The 21,510-nt window shown below is 49.5% G+C and carries 24 protein-coding genes and 1 other annotated feature; of the genes, 23 read left to right on the top strand and 1 reads right to left on the bottom strand.

Annotated elements, in window-relative coordinates:
- Nucleotides 1-167 precede the first annotated feature (167 nt).
- The 23 genes from B3G15_RS10045 to B3G15_RS09935 all read left to right on the top strand — a co-directional run bounded on the left by B3G15_RS10045 (nucleotide 168) and on the right by B3G15_RS09935 (nucleotide 20,919).
- Nucleotides 168-1,535: a G5 domain-containing protein gene (locus tag B3G15_RS10045; RefSeq protein WP_290720541.1), complete on the top strand. Its 1,368-nt coding sequence runs from the start codon at nucleotides 168-170 to the stop codon at nucleotides 1,533-1,535.
- Nucleotides 1,536-1,550: 15 nt separating this feature from the next.
- Nucleotides 1,551-1,865, top strand: a complete 315-nt coding sequence (locus tag B3G15_RS10040; protein ID WP_029342268.1) for a hypothetical protein — start codon at nucleotides 1,551-1,553, stop codon at nucleotides 1,863-1,865.
- Between the two features lie 8 nt (nucleotides 1,866-1,873).
- Entirely contained in the window at nucleotides 1,874-3,538 is a 1,665-nt protein-coding gene (locus tag B3G15_RS10035) for a GspE/PulE family protein (protein WP_149427680.1), read from the top strand.
- The gene (locus tag B3G15_RS10030; RefSeq protein ID WP_214771042.1) at nucleotides 3,535-4,581 is read left to right on the top strand and encodes a type IV pilus twitching motility protein PilT; all 1,047 of its coding nucleotides are present in this window, start codon (nucleotides 3,535-3,537) and stop codon (nucleotides 4,579-4,581) included. Before B3G15_RS10035 ends, B3G15_RS10030 begins: the two co-directional genes overlap by 4 nt.
- 4 nt (nucleotides 4,582-4,585) lie before the next feature.
- Nucleotides 4,586-5,803, top strand: coding sequence for a type II secretion system F family protein (locus B3G15_RS10025; RefSeq protein ID WP_290720532.1), 1,218 nt, complete (start codon nucleotides 4,586-4,588; stop codon nucleotides 5,801-5,803).
- Nucleotides 5,804-5,940: 137 nt separating this feature from the next.
- A complete protein-coding gene (locus B3G15_RS10020) occupies nucleotides 5,941-6,456 on the top strand; it encodes a type II secretion system protein (RefSeq protein ID WP_290720529.1) in 516 nt (171 codons plus the stop codon).
- A gap of 59 nt (nucleotides 6,457-6,515) precedes the next feature.
- Nucleotides 6,516-7,271, top strand: coding sequence for a prepilin peptidase (locus tag B3G15_RS10015; RefSeq protein ID WP_290720526.1), 756 nt, complete (start codon nucleotides 6,516-6,518; stop codon nucleotides 7,269-7,271).
- An 18-nt stretch (nucleotides 7,272-7,289) separates the two neighbouring features.
- Nucleotides 7,290-9,017, top strand: coding sequence for a fimbrial assembly protein (locus tag B3G15_RS10010; protein WP_290720524.1), 1,728 nt, complete (start codon nucleotides 7,290-7,292; stop codon nucleotides 9,015-9,017).
- The gene (locus tag B3G15_RS10005; RefSeq protein ID WP_290720521.1) at nucleotides 9,014-9,736 is read left to right on the top strand and encodes a hypothetical protein; all 723 of its coding nucleotides are present in this window, start codon (nucleotides 9,014-9,016) and stop codon (nucleotides 9,734-9,736) included. Before B3G15_RS10010 ends, B3G15_RS10005 begins: the two co-directional genes overlap by 4 nt.
- A gap of 107 nt (nucleotides 9,737-9,843) precedes the next feature.
- The gene (locus B3G15_RS10000) at nucleotides 9,844-10,419 is read left to right on the top strand and encodes a Maf family protein (RefSeq protein ID WP_290720519.1); all 576 of its coding nucleotides are present in this window, start codon (nucleotides 9,844-9,846) and stop codon (nucleotides 10,417-10,419) included.
- A 46-nt stretch (nucleotides 10,420-10,465) separates the two neighbouring features.
- Entirely contained in the window at nucleotides 10,466-11,098 is a 633-nt protein-coding gene (gene radC / locus B3G15_RS09995; RefSeq protein ID WP_050677672.1) for a RadC family protein, read from the top strand.
- A gap of 162 nt (nucleotides 11,099-11,260) precedes the next feature.
- Complete coding sequence (locus tag B3G15_RS09990; RefSeq protein ID WP_029342258.1) at nucleotides 11,261-12,295, top strand: rod shape-determining protein; 1,035 nt, start codon at nucleotides 11,261-11,263, stop codon at nucleotides 12,293-12,295.
- Between the two features lie 14 nt (nucleotides 12,296-12,309).
- Nucleotides 12,310-13,194, top strand: a complete 885-nt coding sequence (mreC, locus tag B3G15_RS09985; RefSeq protein ID WP_029342257.1) for a rod shape-determining protein MreC — start codon at nucleotides 12,310-12,312, stop codon at nucleotides 13,192-13,194.
- The gene (mreD, locus tag B3G15_RS09980; protein ID WP_023468949.1) at nucleotides 13,187-13,690 is read left to right on the top strand and encodes a rod shape-determining protein MreD; all 504 of its coding nucleotides are present in this window, start codon (nucleotides 13,187-13,189) and stop codon (nucleotides 13,688-13,690) included. Before mreC ends, mreD begins: the two co-directional genes overlap by 8 nt.
- A 3-nt stretch (nucleotides 13,691-13,693) precedes the next feature.
- A complete protein-coding gene (locus B3G15_RS09975) occupies nucleotides 13,694-14,368 on the top strand; it encodes a septum site-determining protein MinC (protein ID WP_035406484.1) in 675 nt (224 codons plus the stop codon).
- A 50-nt stretch (nucleotides 14,369-14,418) separates the two neighbouring features.
- Nucleotides 14,419-15,222, top strand: a complete 804-nt coding sequence (gene minD, locus B3G15_RS09970; RefSeq protein ID WP_029342255.1) for a septum site-determining protein MinD — start codon at nucleotides 14,419-14,421, stop codon at nucleotides 15,220-15,222.
- A gap of 63 nt (nucleotides 15,223-15,285) precedes the next feature.
- A complete protein-coding gene (locus B3G15_RS09965; RefSeq protein WP_064299552.1) occupies nucleotides 15,286-16,626 on the top strand; it encodes a ribonuclease E/G in 1,341 nt (446 codons plus the stop codon).
- A 74-nt stretch (nucleotides 16,627-16,700) separates the two neighbouring features.
- Nucleotides 16,701-16,770, top strand: a sequence feature (ribosomal protein L21 leader region).
- Between the two features lie 15 nt (nucleotides 16,771-16,785).
- Nucleotides 16,786-17,094, top strand: coding sequence for a 50S ribosomal protein L21 (rplU, locus tag B3G15_RS09960; RefSeq protein WP_012370978.1), 309 nt, complete (start codon nucleotides 16,786-16,788; stop codon nucleotides 17,092-17,094).
- A 3-nt stretch (nucleotides 17,095-17,097) separates the two neighbouring features.
- Entirely contained in the window at nucleotides 17,098-17,436 is a 339-nt protein-coding gene (locus tag B3G15_RS09955; protein ID WP_023468945.1) for a ribosomal-processing cysteine protease Prp, read from the top strand.
- A gap of 14 nt (nucleotides 17,437-17,450) precedes the next feature.
- On the top strand, nucleotides 17,451-17,729 hold the full coding sequence (gene rpmA, locus B3G15_RS09950; protein WP_012370976.1) for a 50S ribosomal protein L27: 279 nt from the start codon (nucleotides 17,451-17,453) through the stop codon (nucleotides 17,727-17,729).
- Between the two features lie 68 nt (nucleotides 17,730-17,797).
- Nucleotides 17,798-18,280 carry a Spo0B domain-containing protein gene (locus tag B3G15_RS09945; protein ID WP_023468944.1) on the top strand — a complete coding sequence of 161 codons (483 nt, stop codon included), beginning with the start codon at nucleotides 17,798-17,800 and terminating at the stop codon, nucleotides 18,278-18,280.
- A 15-nt stretch (nucleotides 18,281-18,295) separates the two neighbouring features.
- Nucleotides 18,296-19,591 carry a GTPase ObgE gene (gene obgE, locus B3G15_RS09940; protein ID WP_214853046.1) on the top strand — a complete coding sequence of 432 codons (1,296 nt, stop codon included), beginning with the start codon at nucleotides 18,296-18,298 and terminating at the stop codon, nucleotides 19,589-19,591.
- A gap of 53 nt (nucleotides 19,592-19,644) precedes the next feature.
- A complete protein-coding gene (locus tag B3G15_RS09935) occupies nucleotides 19,645-20,919 on the top strand; it encodes a hemolysin family protein (RefSeq protein ID WP_290720498.1) in 1,275 nt (424 codons plus the stop codon).
- A 41-nt stretch (nucleotides 20,920-20,960) separates the two neighbouring features.
- Here B3G15_RS09935 and B3G15_RS09930 read toward each other — a convergent pair whose 3' ends face one another.
- Nucleotides 20,961-21,503, bottom strand: coding sequence for a transcription repressor NadR (locus tag B3G15_RS09930; RefSeq protein WP_133207575.1), 543 nt, complete (start codon nucleotides 21,501-21,503; stop codon nucleotides 20,961-20,963).
- Between the last annotated feature and the right edge of the window lie 7 nt (nucleotides 21,504-21,510).

Here is a 21,510-nt window from a genome sequence, read left to right as displayed (position 1 = left end):
GATGAGGATGAAAGATCCTAAATGATTTTTCTAGAAAATCAAAAACAGCACCTATTCACAGATCATGAAAGGATTTGTCAGGATAGGACTTATGTTTCATCATAATATTCATTATAATGGAAATACTAGGCACCTGAAATGATTAAATTCATACAGAAAGGAAACAGATGATGATTAATCCGAAGCGTTTTGCTATACATACACTTTTGCTACTTGTACTGGTAGCCCTGATTTACGTACCATCGTTTGCCTTAATTTCCTTTACCGGTAAAGCAACGGCACCCACGACGTTTTCTGAGACGGCACGAATTGGATCGGTTCCAGTCAGTGGCATGGATCGAAAAGAAGCACAATCGAAAGTTGAGAAAGCGATTACGGAGTGGTCGAAGAAAACGCCGCTGACGATTGGAACGGGAGAAGAGACGACACCGATGCCAACAGAAGTCGTGACGATCAACGCCGCTGATTCTGTCAAAAAAGCTTCTCTGAAAAAAGGTGGAGATTTGATGGTTGCAGTAGACGAGGCGGCGCTTGAGAGTTTTCTAGCGACACAGCCGATCAGTTACTCGGATGAGCAACTCGTTGCCTTTAAGACATGGTTAATCGATACGAGTAAAACGTTACAGGAAGGAAACTTTGATCCTGCTCAATCGGAAGCTGCAGTCGATCCAACAGGTGAGGTCGTTTCAACGGTTTCATTCTCGACGCGGTCTGCTGCTGAAGAACAGATGATCACGGCAATGATGAATGTGGAAATCAAGCCGGGACAATTGATGAATGTTAAGACGTACGGTATGGATGCAGTCGCAGGCTCGTATGTCGGTAGCAAGTTATACGAACTGTTCGCAAAGACGCCATTTGAAATCGTCGAACGGATGCCGCATGCGGCATTACCAGATGGCGTCACACTAGGATATGACGTCAAAATTGATGAGAAAACAGATTTTGCCGTTCGTAATACACAAGCATCAATTTATCGTGTCATTGCGACACAAAACGGAAGTGATGTCACGCTTGAATTGCGAGGCACACCATTCAAAGAAACGGTCACGACCGTCCTTGAAGGCGAAAAAACGATTCCATTCCGGACAATCACACGTTATTCTGCAACGCTTACAGCTGGAACGACGAGTGATACACAAGCGGGAGAAGAAGGGAAATCGATTGAAGTCTATCGCGTGACGAAGACGGCTCAAGGTGAGAAGAAGCAGTTATTGTCTCTTGATTTCTACGCAGCCATCCCAGCAATCGTCACAAAGAGTAGTCAAGAAGAACAAGCACCTGTCGTCGTACCTGAACCGGAAGACGACACGAGCTCCGATGATTCAACGGATACGAATGATTCCAATGATTCAACGAATACAGACGGTACAGACGATCAAACGACGGATGAACCGCAGACAGATGGCGTCGAGACGCCAGATACACCAACGTCTCCGACAAGTCCGACGTCACCCGATACACCTGATAGTAATGAAACGGGTGATCCTGCTTCACCAGTAGAAGGTGAAACAACAGGGGAACCTGTCGGATAAGAAGGAGGAAACAAGATGAACTGGACGACGATAGCAATTGAACTCGGTATCATCATCGGTCTAGCGACAATCATCTGTGGTCTGATGTTTGCGGTGACGATCCCTTACGTGACGACTGTGACGACAAAGGCGATTTTATCCGTTGCGGCGATCTTGATCGTGACGTTGATCTACTTCAGCATCCAGCTCGACTGGATTACGAACCCACTCGTTTTAGTCGGAATTGTCGTCTTATGTCTGTTGACGGCAGCAGTGACGAGTGTAATGGATGAAAAACATCAAAAACCGGATGTGTTAGAGGAAGAAGAAACATGGCACGCGGAAGGATGACACGTTAAATGGCAATGAAACGAAAACGTTTAGGGGAAATGTTGATCGAAGAAAGCCTCGTGACGGAGCAACAAGTCGAAGAGGCGTTGACGGTCAAACGGTCGACCGAAAAACTCGGGGATGCACTCCTTCGACTTGGTCACTTGACGGAACAACAATTACTAGAGGCGCTACATCACCAATTGAAGATTCCGATCATCCAGCTGTACAACTATCCAGTTGACGTCGCCGTCACGAAACTGATCTCAAAAGACCTCGCACAGCGACATACACTCGTCCCGGTCTACCGGGAAGGAAATCGTTTGTTCATCGCTATGGCGGATCCGATGGATTTGATTGCGATCGATGATTTGCGGATGCAGACCGGTCTATCAATCGATGTCGGAATCGCGACGCGTGACGAAATCAGACGAACGATCCTGAAATACTACGACATTGATTCGTCGTTACGGGAGCTACTCGAATCCGATGACATGATGGAGTCGGATCAATCCCGTGATGTCGTGACACGCGAAGATGCACCCATCATCCGGCTCGTCAATCAAATTTTAGAGAACGCGATTGCCCAGCGTGCATCGGATATTCATATGGATCCGCAGGAAACTTCGATGACGATCCGAATCCGGATTGATGGAGAATTACGAACGGAGAACAACTATCCGAAGCAGATCCAAAGCATTCTGACGACCCGGATCAAGGTCATGAGTGAACTCGATATCACTGAGTCACGCTTGCCACAGGATGGACGGATTAAATATGTCTTTAACGGATTACCATATGATTTCCGTGTCTCGACCTTGCCGACCGTTTACGGCGAGAAGGTCGTTATCCGGATTCTTGACAGCTCGAACTCGAACATCTCGATTTCAAAAATCGGTTTTAGTTCGCGGAATGAATCACAGTTCCGGGAGATGCTAAAGCGCCCGAACGGCATTATCTTGATCACCGGTCCGACCGGTTCCGGGAAATCGTCGACGTTATATGCTGCGTTAAATGAGTTGAATGACGAGTCGCGCAACATCATCACTGTTGAAGATCCGGTCGAGTACCAGGTCGATGGGATCAATCAAGTTCAAGTCAACGCGAAGATTGGGTTGACGTTTGCGAGTGGTCTTCGCTCGATCCTTCGTCAGGATCCGAACGTCGTCATGGTCGGGGAGATTCGAGACATCGAGACGGCTGAGATTTCGATTCGTGCTTCGCTGACAGGACACTTGGTTCTTTCGACTTTACACACGAACTCTGCCGTTAGTTCGATCACGCGATTGATTGATATGGGTGTCGAACCGTTCCTTGTTGCTGCTTCTGTCAGTGGATTGATTGCACAACGACTCGTTCGCCGTGTCTGTCGCGATTGTGGCGAAGTCCATCCAATTTCAAAACGAGAACAAGAGTTATTTGATCAAGAGGGAATCGAAGCGACGACTGTGATGCGTGGACGTGGCTGCTCGTCTTGTAATATGACGGGGTACCGTGGACGGGTTGCGATTCAAGAGGTCATCATGGTCGACGAGGTGTTACGCCGGATGATCATGAACCAATCGACGGAAAGTGATATCACAGCGTACGTCAAGGAACAAGGTCAACGGTTCCTGCTTGCGGATGGTCTATCAAAAGTCGCGGACGGGATCACGACGACAGAAGAGATTTTGCGGACGGTGATTTCAGAATGAACAGTACGATGGAACGGGCACAAATCGAAGATATTTTACGCTCTTCAAAAGAACGAGGAGCGTCCGATGTTCACTTAACAGCAGGATCACCACCCGTCTTTCGAATCAACGGAACGTTGACACCGTTTGGAACAGAAAAGATGAAGCCAATCATCATTGATGGATTTGTGCAGTCATTGATCACGGAAGAGATGTACCTACAGCTGAAACAGGACCGGGACATCGACTTTTCGTTCGGTGTAACCGGTGTCGCTAGGTACCGGGTCAACTGTTTTTATCAACGAGGCGCTTTGTCAATGGCGTTTCGAACGATTCCGACCGAGGTGCCGACGCTTGAGCAATTAGCGTTACCGCCTGTCTTAAAACGATTCTTAACGAAACCACACGGCTTGATTCTCGTGACGGGTCCGACGGGTTCCGGGAAATCGACGACGCTTGCAGCGATGATCAATGAAATCAATCAGACGATGTACAAACGAATCATTACGCTTGAGGATCCGATTGAATACTTACATAGTCATCATAAAAGTCTGATCGATCAGCGGGAAATTGGGATCGATGCGCCACGTTTCGCGACCGGGTTGCGGTCAGCGCTCCGTCAAGATCCGGATGTCATTTTGCTTGGAGAAATGCGAGACCTTGAAACGATTGCGACAGCCGTGACAGCAGCAGAGACGGGTCACCTCGTCTTCGCGACAGTCCATACGTCGACGGCCGCTTCGACGGTCAGCCGGATCATCGATGTCTTTCCGTCGGAGCAACAAGACCAGATTCGGGCTCAACTGGCGAACGTTCTCGCGGGCGTCGTCTCGCAACGCCTGATGCCGCGTTCAGACGGTACAGGACGTGTCGCAGCTCTCGAGATCATGGTCGATACACCAGCTGTATCGAACTTGATTCGGACCGGTAAGGAATATCAGATTCAATCCGTCCTGCAGACGGGTAAACAATACGGCATGCAGACGATGCAGATGGCATTGCAGGATCTCGTCAGTCGGGGATTGATTCCGGCTTCTGCTGCATCACCGTACATATCGGGGTGAACACATGGCAGTATTCATTTATGAAGGTCGGACGATGGCCGGCAAACGAAAAAAAGGCAAAATTACAGCGCTGACGAAACGAGAAGCCGCAGAACGGTTGCGGACGGATCAGATTGCTGTGACCTCGCTTGAAAAACAAGAATCGAAAGGCTTGAACACCGAGATTACGTTTCTCAGTGCCAAACCGAAAATCGAACACCTCGTCATGTATGCGCGTCAGTTCGCGACTCTTGTGCGGTCCGGTGTCTCAATCGTCAAGGCGACAGAAATTCTACGGAAGCAGACGGAGTCGAAACCACTCGAACGCGCGCTTGTTGAGGTCGAGGACGATTTACGAAGTGGGATCCAGTTTTCGCAAGCGATCGAAAAGCACCCTCGTGTCTTTGATACATTCTTCGTCAGTATGGCGATGGCGGGAGAGGCGAGTGGGAATCTCGAGGAAGCACTCGATAACATCGTCACTCAACTTGAGAAACAATATGAAATCAAACGGAAGGTCATCTCGGCGTTGATTTACCCAGCAGTCGTTTCGCTTGTCGCCGTTGGTGTCGTCGTCTTCTTGATGATGAACGTCGTGCCGACGTTTGCGTCGATTTTCGATCAGCTCGGGAGTGAACTGCCGTTGATCACGAAACTCGTCGTTGCGGTGTCGGACTTCTTCGTCGCCTATTGGTGGGTGATGCTGTTGATTGCCTTCGGTTTGATTGGTCTACTGTATTTCAATTTGAAAAACGAACGGCAACGTTTATTCTTTGATCGATTCTTATTGATGATCCCAGTCTTTGGACCATTGATTCAAAAGTCACAAATTGCCTTGATGACGCGTGGATTGTCCGTTCTCTTGAACGCATCGGTTCCGATTTTGGCGTCGCTTGATATCACGGAACGGATCGTCACGAACCGAATCATCCGTAAAGGAATTGCCGGTGCCAACGAAGCGATGGCACGTGGGATTCCGATGCACGAACCACTCGAGAAAAACAAATATTTTCCACCTCTCGTCACGCAGATGATTGCAATCGGTGAAGAATCAGGGCGTCTTGATACGATGTTGACAGAAGTCGCGAACTTTTATGAGACCGAAGTCGAGACGACGACGGACCGTTTAAAGTCGATCATTGAGCCGTTGCTGATCGTTGTGCTGGCCGCGATTGTCGGGGTCATCGTCATTGCCGTCGTCGTACCGATGTTTAAAATTTACTCGGATATTCAAGCAAGTTGACAACTGTAAAAACATTTACCTGTTGTGAAAAAAAGACATAATCTACAAAAAATATGGTGCTACTATAATAGTATTCGTCTGGATAGTATTACCTACTAGCCAAGAACAGTAAAAAAGTACTAGGGAGGCATAATGAAATGGTAGAACGGTTAAAAGAAATCTGGTTAGATGCAAAACAAATGCGTGATGAGCGCGGACTGACGTTGATCGAGTTACTCGTCGTCGTCGTTATCTTAGGAATCATTGCAGCAATCGCTGTCGTCGCAATCGGTGGATTGATCGAGAACTCACGTAAAGATGCCGTTGTTTCGGATGCGAAGCAATTGGTATCGGCTGCGAAGTTATATGCATCATCGAATCCTATTCAGTCTGGAGAAACTATTATCTTAGGTATTAATGAGGGTGGTAACCCGATTGAAACTACAGCTGCAACTGGTAAAGTTGCTCGTAAAGAATCTTTGGGTAAATACATCGATGAGATGAAAGATTCATTAAACTCCGATAAAGCTTATGAAGATTCGTTCGTTGAAGTAAAAGAAAATAATGGTTCATATGAGTACAAAGTTACCTTAACTAGTGCTTCTTCTGATTATACGTACTTCTCTGGTGTTGCACCTTCAGCACTTAAACGAAGCGCGATCAAAGAAAACTAATTATCCTACCCCCTCCTCGGGGGTTTTTTTCTGAACTTTTTTGAAAGGGAGGTCGTGTCATGACGATCGTCTTCACGGTTTATTTTTTCTTGTTAGGCTTACTCATCACGTCGTTTACGAACGTCGTCGGTCTGCGCGTCCCGGTCGGGGAGTCGATCGTTCATCCGCGCTCCCATTGTCCGACGTGTGGACATGTTCTTGGACCGCTCGAACTAACACCGGTACTCGGTTACGCTGTGCTCGGTGGGAAGTGCCGCTCTTGCGGACAACCGATCTCAATCAAGTATCCAGCGCTTGAATTACTTGGAGGAATTCTTTACGCCTACGCCTTCTGGCAGTTCAGCTGGTCGATGGAACTCGCGTTGACGCTCGTCCTGACGAGCTTGCTTTTCATCCTGACAATGTCGGACTTAGCCTACATGCTGATCCCGAATAAAATTTTGCTCATCTTTTTGCCGATTGCCTTGATTGTGCGCTACCTTTCTCCACTCGAAAACTGGTATAATCCAATTATTGGTGGAATCGTCGGGTTCGTTCTATTGTTCGTCATCTTTCTTGCTTCCCGGCGTGGTATGGGGGCAGGGGATGTCAAGCTGTTCGGACTGCTCGGGATCTTCCTTGGACCGCTTCACGTCGTCATTGCCTTGTTCGTCTCGGCATTCGTCGGTTCCGTTCTTGGCTTAACATTACTTGGACTCGGACGCGTGAAACGGAAACAACCAATTCCCTTCGTTCCGTCGATTGCCGTCGGAACATTACTGACATATTATTTTGCGGATGATTGGGTATCGTGGTACCTCGATTTACTGCTTTAAGAAAGGAAGAACGTACATATGGCGCAACGGCGTAAAGGTACATATATTTACTTTAATTTCACCGATGTCGCAATTTTCGGTGCAGTCGTCAAAAAAGGCGTCATTAAGCGCCGGGCAGTCGTCGCGCTGCCGCCGGGAACACTACAAGGGGGCTGGTTGCAACCGGAAGCCTCGCTTGATTTCATCTTTGACGGGTTACTGACGAAGCTGAAAGTACCACGTGGCTCGCAAGCGGTGTTGGCACTTGATGGTTCACTCGTTCTCGCCCGGAAACTCGATATTCCGGAAACGATCGAGACGAATCAAATTCGCGGTTACTTGTTCATGGAAATTGGACATAGTATCGTCTTGCCGTTTGAAGAACCGTATTTTGATTACACGGTTCTGGAAGAAGACGGCAAGCGAGAAATCATGCTCTATGCCGCGCCAAACGAGGCGCTGAAGCAATATACGCAACTGTTCAAACAAAAGCATTTGCGACTGGTCACAGCTGAACCTCAACCACTCGCGACCTATTTCGGGATCGAAGCCCATCATCCGGTCACGACAGAAGCCGATACATTATTGATCTGGAATGCGAATGCAACGAACCACCAGTTGATCATCATCGAAGATCACGTCCCGCGTCTGATTCGCTCCGTTGATACGTTTGCGGCTGACGCGTGGGATGTTGATGTCATCGATGATCAATTGCATTATCGTTACCGCTCGGATGATCCGACGGTTGAACTCGTCTTAGACGAGATGTTGCTCGAGTTCTCACGAGTGCTCGATTTCTATCGTTTTTCGCTCGCGCGCGAAGGACGGGAAATCACGAACGTCGTCCTTGCCGGCGACTTCCCGTTCCGAGATGAACTGGCGACGCGTTTCCGGTCGAACTTTGATTTAAGTTTAGACGAAATTCCTGACATGATGACGATCGACGGACAGTCGATTCCACGAGCCTACTTACCGCTTGCTGGTCTTGCTTCACCGCGAAAAGACCGCATCAACTTGTTACCGGAAAACGATGAAGCACCGAAGTATCCACTCGTCGCTTCATTGATCCTCTTATTGTTCGGGGGACTCGCCGGTGGCTATCTCTACTGGCAAACCGATCAATTCGCGGACCGCATCGAATCGACGAACGATCAAATCCAAATCGTCCGTCAGTTGCAGTCGGAATCGGATCAATCGGCGAAACAAGAAGTCGCACAACTTAAACAGACGGTCGAAGGACTCGAAACGACGCCTCGTCCTGCTGTACCAACACTTGAGCGGATTACCCGTTATCTCCCAGAACGCGGTTACATTCTTCAATTCGCCTATGGGGCAGATCATGCCGTGACGATGACGACACAATTCGAGACGCTTGATGAACTGAACGATTTTTACCGCGAACTGTTGACGGATAAAGTCTTCTCAGGAACGAATCTTGCGAGTGTGACGACACGAACGATGAACGAAAAGGCAGACGTCGTCACGACAACGACAGTTGATCCGACGACCGGACAAGAAGTTCCAACGACGGAAATTACACCGTCTAACGATGCCAAGTCAGAAGAACCCCGTTATATCGGACAATTCTCGTTAAACGTCAATCCGACGGAAGTCGTCAAGGGTGAAACGAACGAAGCTGATCCAGAAGTACCAAAAGAAGATCAGCCAGCTGAATCGGAAACGGATAGCTCAACGGAAGTGACGCCAGCGACCGATACGACTGATCCGAATGTAACGACTGAAATCGAGGAGGTGCCGGACAATTGAAACGTTATAGTAGCTTCATCCTCCTCGGTCTAACGATTATAATCGTCCTTGGTGCGGTCGGTTACTTCGGTTATACGACCTATACGACACACCAAACGTTGCAAGAAAAAGAAGCGACGCTGAAGCGAGAACAGATGGTACTCGAGCAAGCGAAGGCGAATGAACAGAAAGTCGACGTCGCTGAATCGAGCTTCCTCCAGCAAAAAGTCCCGGTGACACCGTCAAACGATGACGTCATCGATGCGATCAATGCGTCGAGTCAGATTGCCGGTGTCAAAGTCCAGTCGATCACGTTTGGTCAGGCGACAGAGACAGCACCGCAGTCACCGGTGACCTCAACGCCTGCAGTTGACGGAGCGATGGCGACAGAATCGGACCAGGCTGAAACAACTGCCGCTGCACCGGTCACCGCGAACGCAACACCGCTTCCGGCATCACTAACAGTCGAAGCCCCGTCGTATGTTGAATTAATGGCATTCCTGAAGCAAATCGAGCGGACGGATCGAATCACGGTCTTACGCCAAATCCAGTTGTCGGGACCGGAAGAGCCGGGTCCAGGCAGTGGAACAGTCTTACTTGAGGATGAGATGCTCTCATTCACAGTCGAGATCGAGTCGTATTATCGTCCGGATTTGACGAAGTTGACGCCGGATAAACAAACGCCACTCGAGGAGAAGACACCGAAGTCGGATCCATTTGTCGATGTGACAGGAAATTAAGGTTCATTTGGCGGTTCCTACTCTGTTAGGGACCGCTTGTTTTTTGTTAGACTAAACGATGACTCGAATTATCCGATTCGAAATTAACGGGAAAGAACGTGATACTGATGATAACGCAACCACACTTGATTCTCGCGTCGGCTTCACCACGTCGGACGGAACTCCTACAACAAATCGGGATTCCTCATGAAGTCGTACCGGCGAATGTCGTCGAAGAAGCACCATACCCGATGTCACCGCATGAATACGTCCGCCATCTATCACAAAAGAAAGCGCGAGCGATTACAGCAGATGGTGTCATTCTGGCTGCCGATACGGTCGTCGCAATTGATGACATGATTCTTGAGAAGCCGGCGGATATTTCTGAAGCGCGGGCGATGCTTGTGCGTCTGTCAGGACGTGCTCATGAAGTCGTGACAGGCGTGACGATTCGCTTCGGAGAGAAGGAAGAGACGTTCGATGTGACGACGCACGTCCGTTTTGGTGCATTACCAGACGAGTGGATGGAAGGCTATATCGCGACGAACGAGCCCTATGATAAAGCGGGCGGCTATGGCATCCAAGCGATGGGTGGTCTGTTCGTCGAGGCGATCGAAGGCGATTATTATAATGTCGTCGGACTGCCGATCCACGAGATCACAAAACGTCTCGCGTCCTTTGACATCAAGCCGATGTTTGCGTAATCCTGAAACAGAGAGGTCGGATGCTGTGATTGAATGGCCGAAGGATATGGTTCAGTTAAAAGGCTTGGCACAAGCGACGACAGTCGAGTTACTGGCATGTCTCGTCCGAAGTGGAACGCGCGACCGGACACCGCTTGAAATCGCGGAAGAATTACTGCACATCTATCCTTCGTTGATCGAACTTGAGGCAGCGGGAGTTGGTGGGCTCGAAAAAGCACCGGGGGTCGGGAAGGCGAAGGCACTACAAATCATGGCTGGACTAGAACTCGGTCGACGGCTCGTCACGGAACCCAAATGGGTGCGACCGACAATCCGTTCACCGGAAGACGCCGCCGAACTGTTGTTAGAAGAGATGCGCCTCTATCAGCAGGAACATTTCATCTGCCTGTATTTGAATACGAAAAATGAGGTCGTCTCGAAAAAGACGTTATTCATTGGAGGATTGAACACGTCGATCGTCCACCCGCGAGACGTCTTCCGGGAAGCGATTCGCTGCTCGGCTGCGAACTTCATCGCCGTCCACAATCATCCGTCCGGTGACCCGACGCCAAGTCGGGAAGATATCGAGGTATCCGAGCGACTCGTTGAGGCGGGACGACTCATTGGAATCAGTTGTCTTGACCACATCATCATCGGGCATGGACAATTTATTAGTATGAAACAGCGCGGATTTATGTAAGAATAACGTCTGAAGGGAAAGGTTCGATTCTTTCCGTCAGACGTTTTTTTGTGTGTTTTCTAAGGCGAACTGTAAACAAGCTGTAACGTTTTAACGCTTTCCAATGAAGGCTTTTCCGTTATAATTAGTGAAGTGTATTCTCAGAGAGGGGTTTTTTGAATAATGTTTGGATCATTCAGCCGTGAAATCGGCATTGACTTAGGTACGGCTAACACGCTTGTGTATGTAAAGGGGCAAGGAATCGTCGTCCGCGAACCGTCCGTCGTCGCCTTCCGTACGGATACAGGGAAAATTGAAGCTGTCGGTAACGCGGCGAAAAACATGATCGGTCGTACGCCGGGTAACGTGACTGCACGACGCCCGATGAAAGACGGGGTTATCGCGGATTATGAAACAACCGCTACGATGATCAAATATTTCATGGATCAAGCTTCGAAGAAAAAAGGCTTGTTCTCTTCTAAGACGAACGTCATGATCTGTGTACCAAGTGGTATCACATCGGTCGAAAAACGTGCGGTCGAAGATGCAGCGAAACTTGCAGGTGCGCGTGAAGCGTACACGATCGAAGAACCATTTGCTGCAGCAATCGGAGCGGGTCTTCCGGTTTCAGAACCAACAGGCTCGATGGTCGTTGATATCGGTGGTGGTACGACAGAAGTTGCTGTCATCTCACTCGGTGGTATCGTTACGAGCCAATCGATCCGTGTCGGTGGTGATGAGATGGATGAGTCGATCATTCGTTACATCAAATCGAAATACAACTTGATGATCGGGGAGCGGACAGCTGAGACGTTGAAAATGACGATTGGTTACGCTCGCATCGATGAAGAGTCAGAAAACGAAACGATGGAAATCCGTGGACGTGATCTCGTCACAGGTCTTCCGAAACAGATTGAAGTCACAAGTGCTGAAATTTGTGACGCACTCTCAGATACGGTCGAAGCGATTCTTGCAGGTGTCAAACACACGCTTGAGCAGACGCCTCCTGAATTATCAGCAGACGTCATGGACCGCGGTATCGTCTTGACAGGCGGTGGGGCACTCTTGAAGAACCTCGACGCTGTCATCGAAGACGAAACACGCATTTTGACACTCGTTGCGGAAAACGCACTCGATTGTGTCGCAATCGGTACAGGAAAATCACTCGAGATGATGAATGTCCTTCGTTCGAAATCAGGCATCTCGCAAAAAAGATAAGGACGGGATGAGCGATGAAGCGATTTTTAAATAATCGAAAACTGCTCATCACACTCCTTAGTTTTCTCCTTTTGGTGATCTTAATCGGGATTTCGCTGCAAGGGCGTAACCAATCCCACTGGTATCAAAGCTTCGTGCGGGATACCGTGGGCGTCGGTCAACGCCTTTTCGCGACACCGATTGGCTGGATTGATGATACGGTCACTTCGATTAAAGAAGTGCGTGACGTGTACAAAGAGAACGAACACTTGAAATCACGTTTAAGTGACTATGCCGGTAATGCCGTCAAAGTCCGTGATCTTGAACGTGAGAATAAAGAATTGAAAGATATGCTCGACCTGAACGGATCGATTCGCGATTATAAGTTGTTACCGGCAGAGATGATCGGTCGGACATCGTCCGAATGGCAACGGTTCGTCACGATTAACATCGGCGAACAAAAAGGAGTCAAGCCGAACATGGCCGTCGTAACAGCAGATGGACTGATCGGTCGCGTCATCCAGGCGAGTGCTTATACATCCCTCGTGCAGTTGATGTCGGATACGAGTCGAACGAATAACGTCTCGGCAACGGCAGATGACACGAAAGGAAAAGGAGTCTTCGGTACGATCGAAGGCTTTGATGAAGAGACGAAATTACTCAAGTTCACGAAAATTCCGAATGATGCGAAGCTGAAAAAAGGGCAGACCGTCACGACGTCCGGTCTCGGTGGGAAGTATCCGAGCGGAATTGTCATCGGAAAAATCGAGGAAGTGAAATCCGATCAGTATGGGGCTTCGAAAATCGCATACGTCAAACCGGCAGCAGACTTCGAACAGTTCGGTCATGTCTTCGTGATTGAGCGCGAAGCGAAGGAACCTTTCGCTGAGACCGATAAGGGAGGGGACACTCGTGAATAACGTTAAGTTGTTTTTCGCCGTGTTCCTTCTTTTTATCTTAGAAGGAACGTTGTTCGCAGGACCACTCGGAGATGGTTCGCCGTACGTTATCCATGCGACATTGATTGGTCTGATGTTCCTCGGTAGGTACGGAAAACTTGAACAGGCACTTGGATTCGGACTCGTTTTCGGATTGCTGTATGATTTCGTTTACTCCGATATCATCGGCATTTACTTATTTGCGTTATCCGCCATTCCGCTTTTTAGTAGCTTCGTGCTAAAATATGTAAAGGAGAACGTATTGACGATTCTTGTCACGTTCACGTTCAGTGCCATTTTGTATGAGCTCGATATATATTTCTTCACGGCTTCGGTCGTGGGTGTCGGAGTCTCCTTCCAGGAACTTGCGACACAGATCATTCCAAGGAGTCTGGTTGCGCAGCTGATCGGGATCATCATCCTGTATTATCCGATGACCCGACTCGTGCAGTCGACCCTTGACGAGAAAAGAGGATGAGTCATGATTGAGCGTAAACGTTATGTAACGATGAAAGGTCATCGTGGTGGCCTCGCCGTCTATGTGAATGAAAGGTGCAGTGTGGATGAATTTCTTGACGATTTAGAGTTGACGCTTGCGGACAAATCCGTCGAGAACGGACGCGCCGTACCGATCACCTTCTTCTTCGGTCGACGTTATGTCGATGAAGGGGTGTTGACGGCCGTCGAATCTATCGTCGCGCGACATGATTCCTTCTCTTTCAAAGGCTATGATAGTGAGTGCATCACGAAGGACGAGGCAAAAGCCTTGTACGGAGAGCGAACGTTTCATTACTTCGGTGGAACGGCGCGCAGTGGGCACGTATTAGACGTCGAAGGATCGATCGTCATCATCGGAGATATCAATCCGGGTGCGGTCGTCCATGCGACAGGAAGTATCTATTGTCTCGGTGCTTTACGTGGTACCGTTCATGCAGGTAAAGGTGGCAATACGGAAGCCGTCATCGCTGCGAGTGTATTGCAACCGAAATGGGTCGCAGTCGCTGGCACCGTCCACGAAGAACCGGACGACGCACCGATTCCTGCTCTCGATATGGGTTGTGCATTTTTAGGCGAAGACGGGGTGGAATTCTCCCGCCTTCAAACCGTTCCGCTCGCGCGGATGGATCAGTTTGCGATTGATAGTGAAAGAGGGTGACGGATATGGAACAAGTGAAAGAACAGGTACATATGGAGGCGAAGACGAACATGGGACGCGCCATCGTCGTCACATCCGGTAAAGGTGGCGTCGGAAAGACAACGACGACTGCAAACATCGGAACAGCACTTGCATTGATGGGACATTCCGTTTGCCTCGTTGATACGGATATCGGGTTACGTAATCTGGATATCGTGCTTGGTCTCGATAACCGGAGTATCTATAACATCGTTGACGTCGTGACCGGGCAATGTAAATTGCACCAAGCACTCGTCCGCGATAAACGTTTTGAAGAGATGTATCTGTTGCCTGCTGCTCAATCAAAGGATAAGTCCTCCGTCACACCCGAACAGGTGAAGGCAATCATCGATACACTGAAACTCGAATACGACTTCGTCTTGATCGATTGCCCTGCCGGAATCGAACAAGGCTTTATGAATGCGATCGCTGGAGCCGATGAAGCCGTCGTCGTGACGACACCGGAAAAAGCAGCCGTTCAAGATGCGGACCGGATCATCGGGATGCTCGAGCGCTCAGAACGAAACATCGTTCCGAAACTCGTCATCAACCGGGTGCGTTCACATATGATGGCATCAGGTGACATGCTCGACATCGATGAGATCATGCGTATCCTTTCGATTGATCTACTTGGTCTGATCATCGATGATGAAGAAGTCATCGCCGCTTCCCACCGTGGTGTGCCTGTGACGATGAATCCGGATAACCGGGCTGGACTCGGCTACCGGAACATTGCTCGCCGGATTCTCGGCGAATCTGTACCACTGCTTGATTTAAATGAACAACCGCAAAAAGGGTTCTTCGTCAAATTGAAGAAGATGCTTGGGATGAAATAAGAATGGGAAATTAGACTAGGACGACATCGTCGCGCCTAGTCTAATTTTTTTGGAGGGATCAGTATGCGATGGATTAGTGAACAGACCGCTTCGCTTGAACGATTGGCATTGGTCGAAGGTGGTCGATTAATTGAATATCATGAGCGGATGCGCGATGAGATCCGGGTTGGCACTTTCGTCTATGCCAAGGTTGACCGGTTGCATCCGACGCTCGGAGCAGCCTTTTTGATTGCGACTGACGGCACACCGCTTTACTTACCGCTGAATGAAACAGTGGAAGCACTTCGTCGCTATCCGGATGTACCGACGATCGGACAAGCCGTCCAGGTCGGACAGACGTTACTCGTCCAGGTCGTCAAGGAAGGAGTCGCACCGAAACAACACAAAGTGACGCAGAACATCACCTATGGTGGACGTTATCTCGTTTATTTCCCGTATGGGCGACGCATCCGTTTCAGTCGAAAGCTGGATCTCGTCGTTCAGCGTCAACTGGCGGAGCAATTGACGACGACGGACGAAGAGGGGATTCTCTACCGGACGGAGGCAGCAAAAGCATCAATTGACGAATTGAAGCAAGAGCTGCAGTCGTTACGGACACGGCACAAAGAACTCATGCAGGCGCCGCGTCTTGAACAAGACGAGGCACTGATCGTTCAGGAAGCAAAACGACTTCCACATGTCACCGATGCGCTCGTCATGACGCGTCAGGAAAAGGAACGCCTGGAATTGCTTGGTCTGTCCGTCGAGCGCTCATTACGAAAAGGACGCTTACCTGAGATGGAAGCGATCGATGGCGCAATCGAAAAAGCAATGCAACGGGTCGTCTGGCTTGACGGTGGAGCGTATCTCTTGATTGAAGAGGTCGAGACGATGACTGTCATCGACGTCAACAGTGGGAAGACGATCTCCGTCAAAGAACAAAAGCGGACGTTTGATCAAATCAATGAAGCGGCTGCCGTCGAAGTCATGCGACAATTACGGTTGCGCAACATTAGCGGCATGATTGCGATTGATTTTTTACGTGGCTCTAGTAAAGGTCAGACACGGGTGACACAACTCCTCAAAGAACGGGCGGCGCTCGAGACGAAACAAATCGAAGTCTACGGGTTTACGAAGATGGGCTTATGCGAACTGACACGACAACGTCACGGGAAATCGCTACAGGAACGCTCACAGGAATCCGGGCAGTGGACGCGATTGAGTGTCTATCGCTTGATTGAACCGAAGTTACTTGAGATTGCGACCTATGCGGAAGCGGTCGTGATTCGCGCACCACGGCATCTGTTGCAGGACGAATTCATCTCTCGTCAACCGCTCGAAGTCCATGTGCTCGAAGGCGATCCAGCGGTCCTGTTCACCGGGTCGTCACAGGACTGTCTCGATTTCATCAAGCGATCGGAATAATCCTTCAGAACAGCATTGACAAGGTAGAAGAACGTTTGGTATTCTGAATAACGTTAGTTCGTTTGGAAGCACCCAAATGACTACAACCGCACAGACCGGGTTTTAAAGCATTCGCTGCCCGTGATGGCGAGTCTGAGTTCCTAAGAGGAGGTGCACGTAATGTACGCAATTATCAAAACTGGTGGTAAACAAGTCAAAGTTGAAGCTGGCCAAGAAATCTACGTTGAGAAATTAAACGCAGACGTCGACAGCACAGTTGAATTTGGTGAAGTATTGATCCTTGGTGGTGACGATGTTAAAGTCGGCGCTCCACTCGTAGAAGGTGCGAAGGTCGTAGCAACGGTCATCAAACACGCTCGCGCGAAAAAGATCACTGTCTTCAAAATGAAAGCGAAAAAGAACTACCGTCGTAAGCAAGGTCACCGTCAACCTTACACGAAGGTCCGCATCGAGAAAATCGAAGCGTAAGCCATGATACGTGTCAAGATTCGACGAGATGAAGCGGAACTCGTCCGCTCCATCGAAGTGACAGGACATGCCGAGTTCGCAGAACCAGGTCTCGACCTTGTCTGTGCCGGCGTCTCGTCGGTGATCTTCGGGGCATACAATGCCATAGAAGCATTACTCGGGCAGGTCCTGCTCCTTGAAATGGCAGAACAACAAGAGGGTGGCTACTTTTATGTAGAACCGTACGCTGACTTAGCACCGGATGTCAGTGAACGCACCCAATTGTTACTGGAAGCGACTTTGGTCCAACTTGGTACCATCGCTGAAAGTTACGGTGAGTTTATCCAACTTGAACAAGTATAGGAGGTGGATTCCACATGTTGAAACTTAATCTTCAGTTCTTCGCATCGAAAAAAGGGGTAGGTTCGACAAAGAACGGTCGTGACTCGCAATCGAAACGCCTTGGGGCGAAACGTGCAGACGGTCAAACTGTTTCTGCTGGTTCAATCCTCTACCGTCAACGCGGTACGAAGATTCACCCAGGTATGAACGTCGGACGTGGTGGCGATGATACACTTTTCGCAACTGCAACTGGTGTCGTTCGTTTCGAACGTCTCGGACGCGACAAGAAACAAGTCAGCGTTTACCCAGCATAAGGATCGACGAAGCAGACTCTAGCCACTTTCGAGGGTTAGGGTCTGTTTTTTTTAGGAGGGAACGACCGATGGAGGAACAGCAGGTACTTGATCTTTTAAAGACTCTTCGTCACGAGTGGTTGAACCGGATACAACTCGTCCGTTCGTATGGCGCGATCGGAGACGAACAAGCAGTCGAGTCGATCTGTTCGGCGTACCGGGAGCAAGCATCTCGGGAAGGACGTCTAGCGCGAATCGGATTGCCGAAAACCGCACTGGCGTTACTGCAAGCTGAATGGTCAGGCAAAACTGTGACGTATGATGTCATCGGAGCACCCCACATGGAAGATGAGCGGTTGAAGCAACTCGTCGAAGCAGCCATCGCCATGATTGATGTAGGAGTAGGAGAAGTATCCGTGACCTTCCACGAGGGCGTGACCATCGAGATCTATCGGGATCTACTAGATATGTCGCGCCTTGAGGATCTAGTGACGCCGATGGAAATCGAGTCGCAGACGGAAAATGAGTGTGTGATTGAGATTGAAAGTCTTCCGTTTGAGGAAGAGAAGTAAGAGGAGGGATCCGACATGTTTGTCGATCAGGTAAATATTTATGTAAAAGCAGGTGACGGAGGACGTGGGCAAGTAGCGTTCCGTCGTGAGAAATACGTTCCGGACGGCGGTCCTGCCGGCGGTGACGGTGGTCACGGGGCTCACGTCGTCCTCGAAGTCGACGAAGGGCTTCGGACATTGATGGACTTCCGTTACAAACGTCACTTTAAAGCGGTTCAAGGTGAAAACGGTATGTCAAAAGGGATGCACGGTCGTAAAGCCGAGCACCTAATCGTCAAGGTTCCACCGGGCACAGTCGTTTACGATGACGATACGGATGCGGTCATCGCTGACCTCGTCCATCACGGACAACAAGCGATCGTCGCAAAAGGCGGACGTGGCGGACGTGGAAATACACGTTTTGCGACACCAGCCAACCCAGCACCTGAGCACGCGGAAAACGGTGAGCCAGGAGAAGAGAAGTACTTGAAACTTGAGCTGAAGATGCTAGCAGACGTTGGTCTCGTCGGTTTCCCGAGTGTCGGAAAATCAACGATATTATCCGTCGTTTCAGCCGCACGTCCGAAAATCGGTGCGTATCACTTCACGACGATCACACCGAACATCGGTGTCGTCGAAACGGAAGATAGCCGTAGCTTCGTCATGGCTGACTTGCCAGGATTGATCGAAGGTGCAAGTGAAGGTGTCGGACTCGGTCACCAGTTCCTCCGTCACGTCGAGCGGACGAAAGTCATCGTCCATGTCATCGACATGAGTGGGATGGAAGGTCGCGATCCAATCGAAGACTACAACATCATCAATAAAGAACTAGCGGACTATAATCTACGCTTAACAGAACGTCCGCAAGTCGTCGTCGCGAACAAGATGGACATGCCAGATGCGGCAGAACATCTTGAAGCCTTCAAAGAAGCTTTCCCAGAGCTTGAAGTATTCGAGATTTCAGCAGCAACACGTCAAGGTTTACGCGATCTGTTATTCCGAATCGCTGACCTAGTCGATGCAACACCAGAATTCGGTCTTGAGGAACTCGAAGAGAAAACAGCGACACCACGTGTCGTCTACGGTTACGAAGCACCAGAAGCTGGCTTTACGATCACGAAAGATGAAGACGATTGCTTCGTCATCAAAGGACCACGCATCGAAAAACTCTTCACGATGACGAACTTCATGCGTGAAGAATCGATTAAACGTTTCGCTCGGACACTGCGTCAAATGGGTGTCGACGAAGAGTTGCGTCGTCTTGGTGCGATCGACGGCGACGTCGTTCGAATCCGTGATTTCGAGTTCGAATTCGTCGAGTCATCATTCTAAGCGGTTCATTCCATTAGGAAACGGAGTGTGAAAGCATCGTGGACCCATTGCCCATGATTTCAGTCGTTTGGTTAATTCCGATTCTCATGTTATCCGCGTTCTTTTCCTCAGCTGAGACGGCACTCGCGAGTGTCAATCGGTTGCGGTTGTTGCACCAATCGGAAGCAGGGGACGCGCGTGCGTCCCGTGTATTTCGCTTACTTCAACGCTACGAAGAGACACTGACTTCGATTTTGATTGGGAATACGATCGTCAACGTCGCCTTTATCTTATTTGGTGGCTGGTGGATCATCCAGTTCGTCGAGACGATCGCAACACAAACCGTTGCCTTTCTTGCGCTGTTTTTTCTGTTGCTGTTGTTCGGAGAATTGATACCGAAGTCGTATGCTCGTGAACATACGGAACGTTACGTGTTATTAATCGGACGTCCACTGCGCTTCTTCTTACTGTGCTTTCGACCACTTGTCTTCTTGTTACTCCGCTTACGCCAGTTGGCGCTTCAGTTGATTGGAGCAGATCCGAAAGGTCCGCTCGTGACCGAACAGGAACTCAAGGCACTTGTTGATATCAGTCAGGAAGAGGGGATCATGGGGCTTGCAGAGGCGGAACTCGTTCACCAAGCAGTTGATTTTCAACATGCGACGGTCGAGGATGCGCTGACGCCTCGCATGGATATTCAGGCAATTGATATTGATGCGCGGCTTGAAGACATCCTTGCAGAGGTCCAGAAGGCTGGCTATTCTCGTCTACCGGTCTATAAAGATTCGATTGATCACGTCATCGGTGTATTATCGGAGCGGGACTTTCTGCGTGCATACGTGAAGAACGGCTCCGTCGATATCCGAGAATGGATTCGACCGGTATCGTTCGTCGTACCACAGACACGATTGATGGATTTATTACCGGAACTCAAAGTCAAACAGTCCCATATGGCAGTCGTCCTTGATGAATTTGGAGGGACGGCAGGTCTGATCACCCTTGAGGATATTTTAGAAGAAATCGTTGGGGAGATTTGGGATGAACACGATGAATCATTGGAATATACGAAACGGATTGGTTCAGAGCAATACGAATGTCTAGCAGAGTATGACATTGAAGACTTCTGTCAGCAATTTCAATTGACGATGCCGGACACGGACGCCCAGTCTCTTGGGGGATGGATCATGGAGGAAAGCGGACAATTGCCGGACGTCGGAACGGCGATGCGTTATGAATGTGTCACGTTGACCGTCTTGCATATCGAAAACCGACGCGTCCGCAAAGTCTTAGCAACGTTCGATCCGCCATCTACGATGCCGGAGACACGACTTGAACCGATTGAAAGATAAAAAAACCGCTTATTCCCTAGGAATAGGCGGTTTTTGTATGTTCAGACATCGAGCTCCGAAACGAGAATTCCGAGACGATCGAGTTTCGCGATGGCTGCTTCCAGTGCTTCTTCATGCTCCGCTTCCAGCGTATGAATATGGACTCCGTCCGTCAGGCTCGAGAGTGGAGTGGCTTGCGTCTCCTTTAGCTGCTCTAGCAGTACGCGGACATCTCGGCGGCTTTTCAGCATCAACTCTCCAGTGATGAATCCGTACACGGGATGTTCGATGATGACATCGCGGACGACTACTCCTTCGTCGACGATGGCGTCACACTCATCCTTCAACTGATCGATGCCGTGACGACAGACGATCTTGCGACGTAATTTTGAACCGTCGACTTCCGGATCATTGATGAAATAGCCACGAGCTGTCGCGATGACAGGATATCCTTTTGCCTTTAACAATGATAAATCCTGCACGATCACTTGGCGACTGACACCTGCTTGTTTCGCCAGTGCCGTTCCTGTGACAGGTTGCTCACTTTCCTCAATCATACGAAGTAATGATTTCCGGCGTTCTTCTCCGGAGATGCGTTTCCCCATCATGTCT

Source organism: Exiguobacterium sp. UBA1053 (assembly GCF_002316465.1).
GTDB lineage: Bacteria > Bacillota > Bacilli > Exiguobacteriales > Exiguobacteriaceae > Exiguobacterium_A > Exiguobacterium_A abrahamii.
The sequence above is the reverse complement of the archived record's forward strand: the minus strand, read 5'-3'. Positions and strand labels throughout refer to the sequence as shown.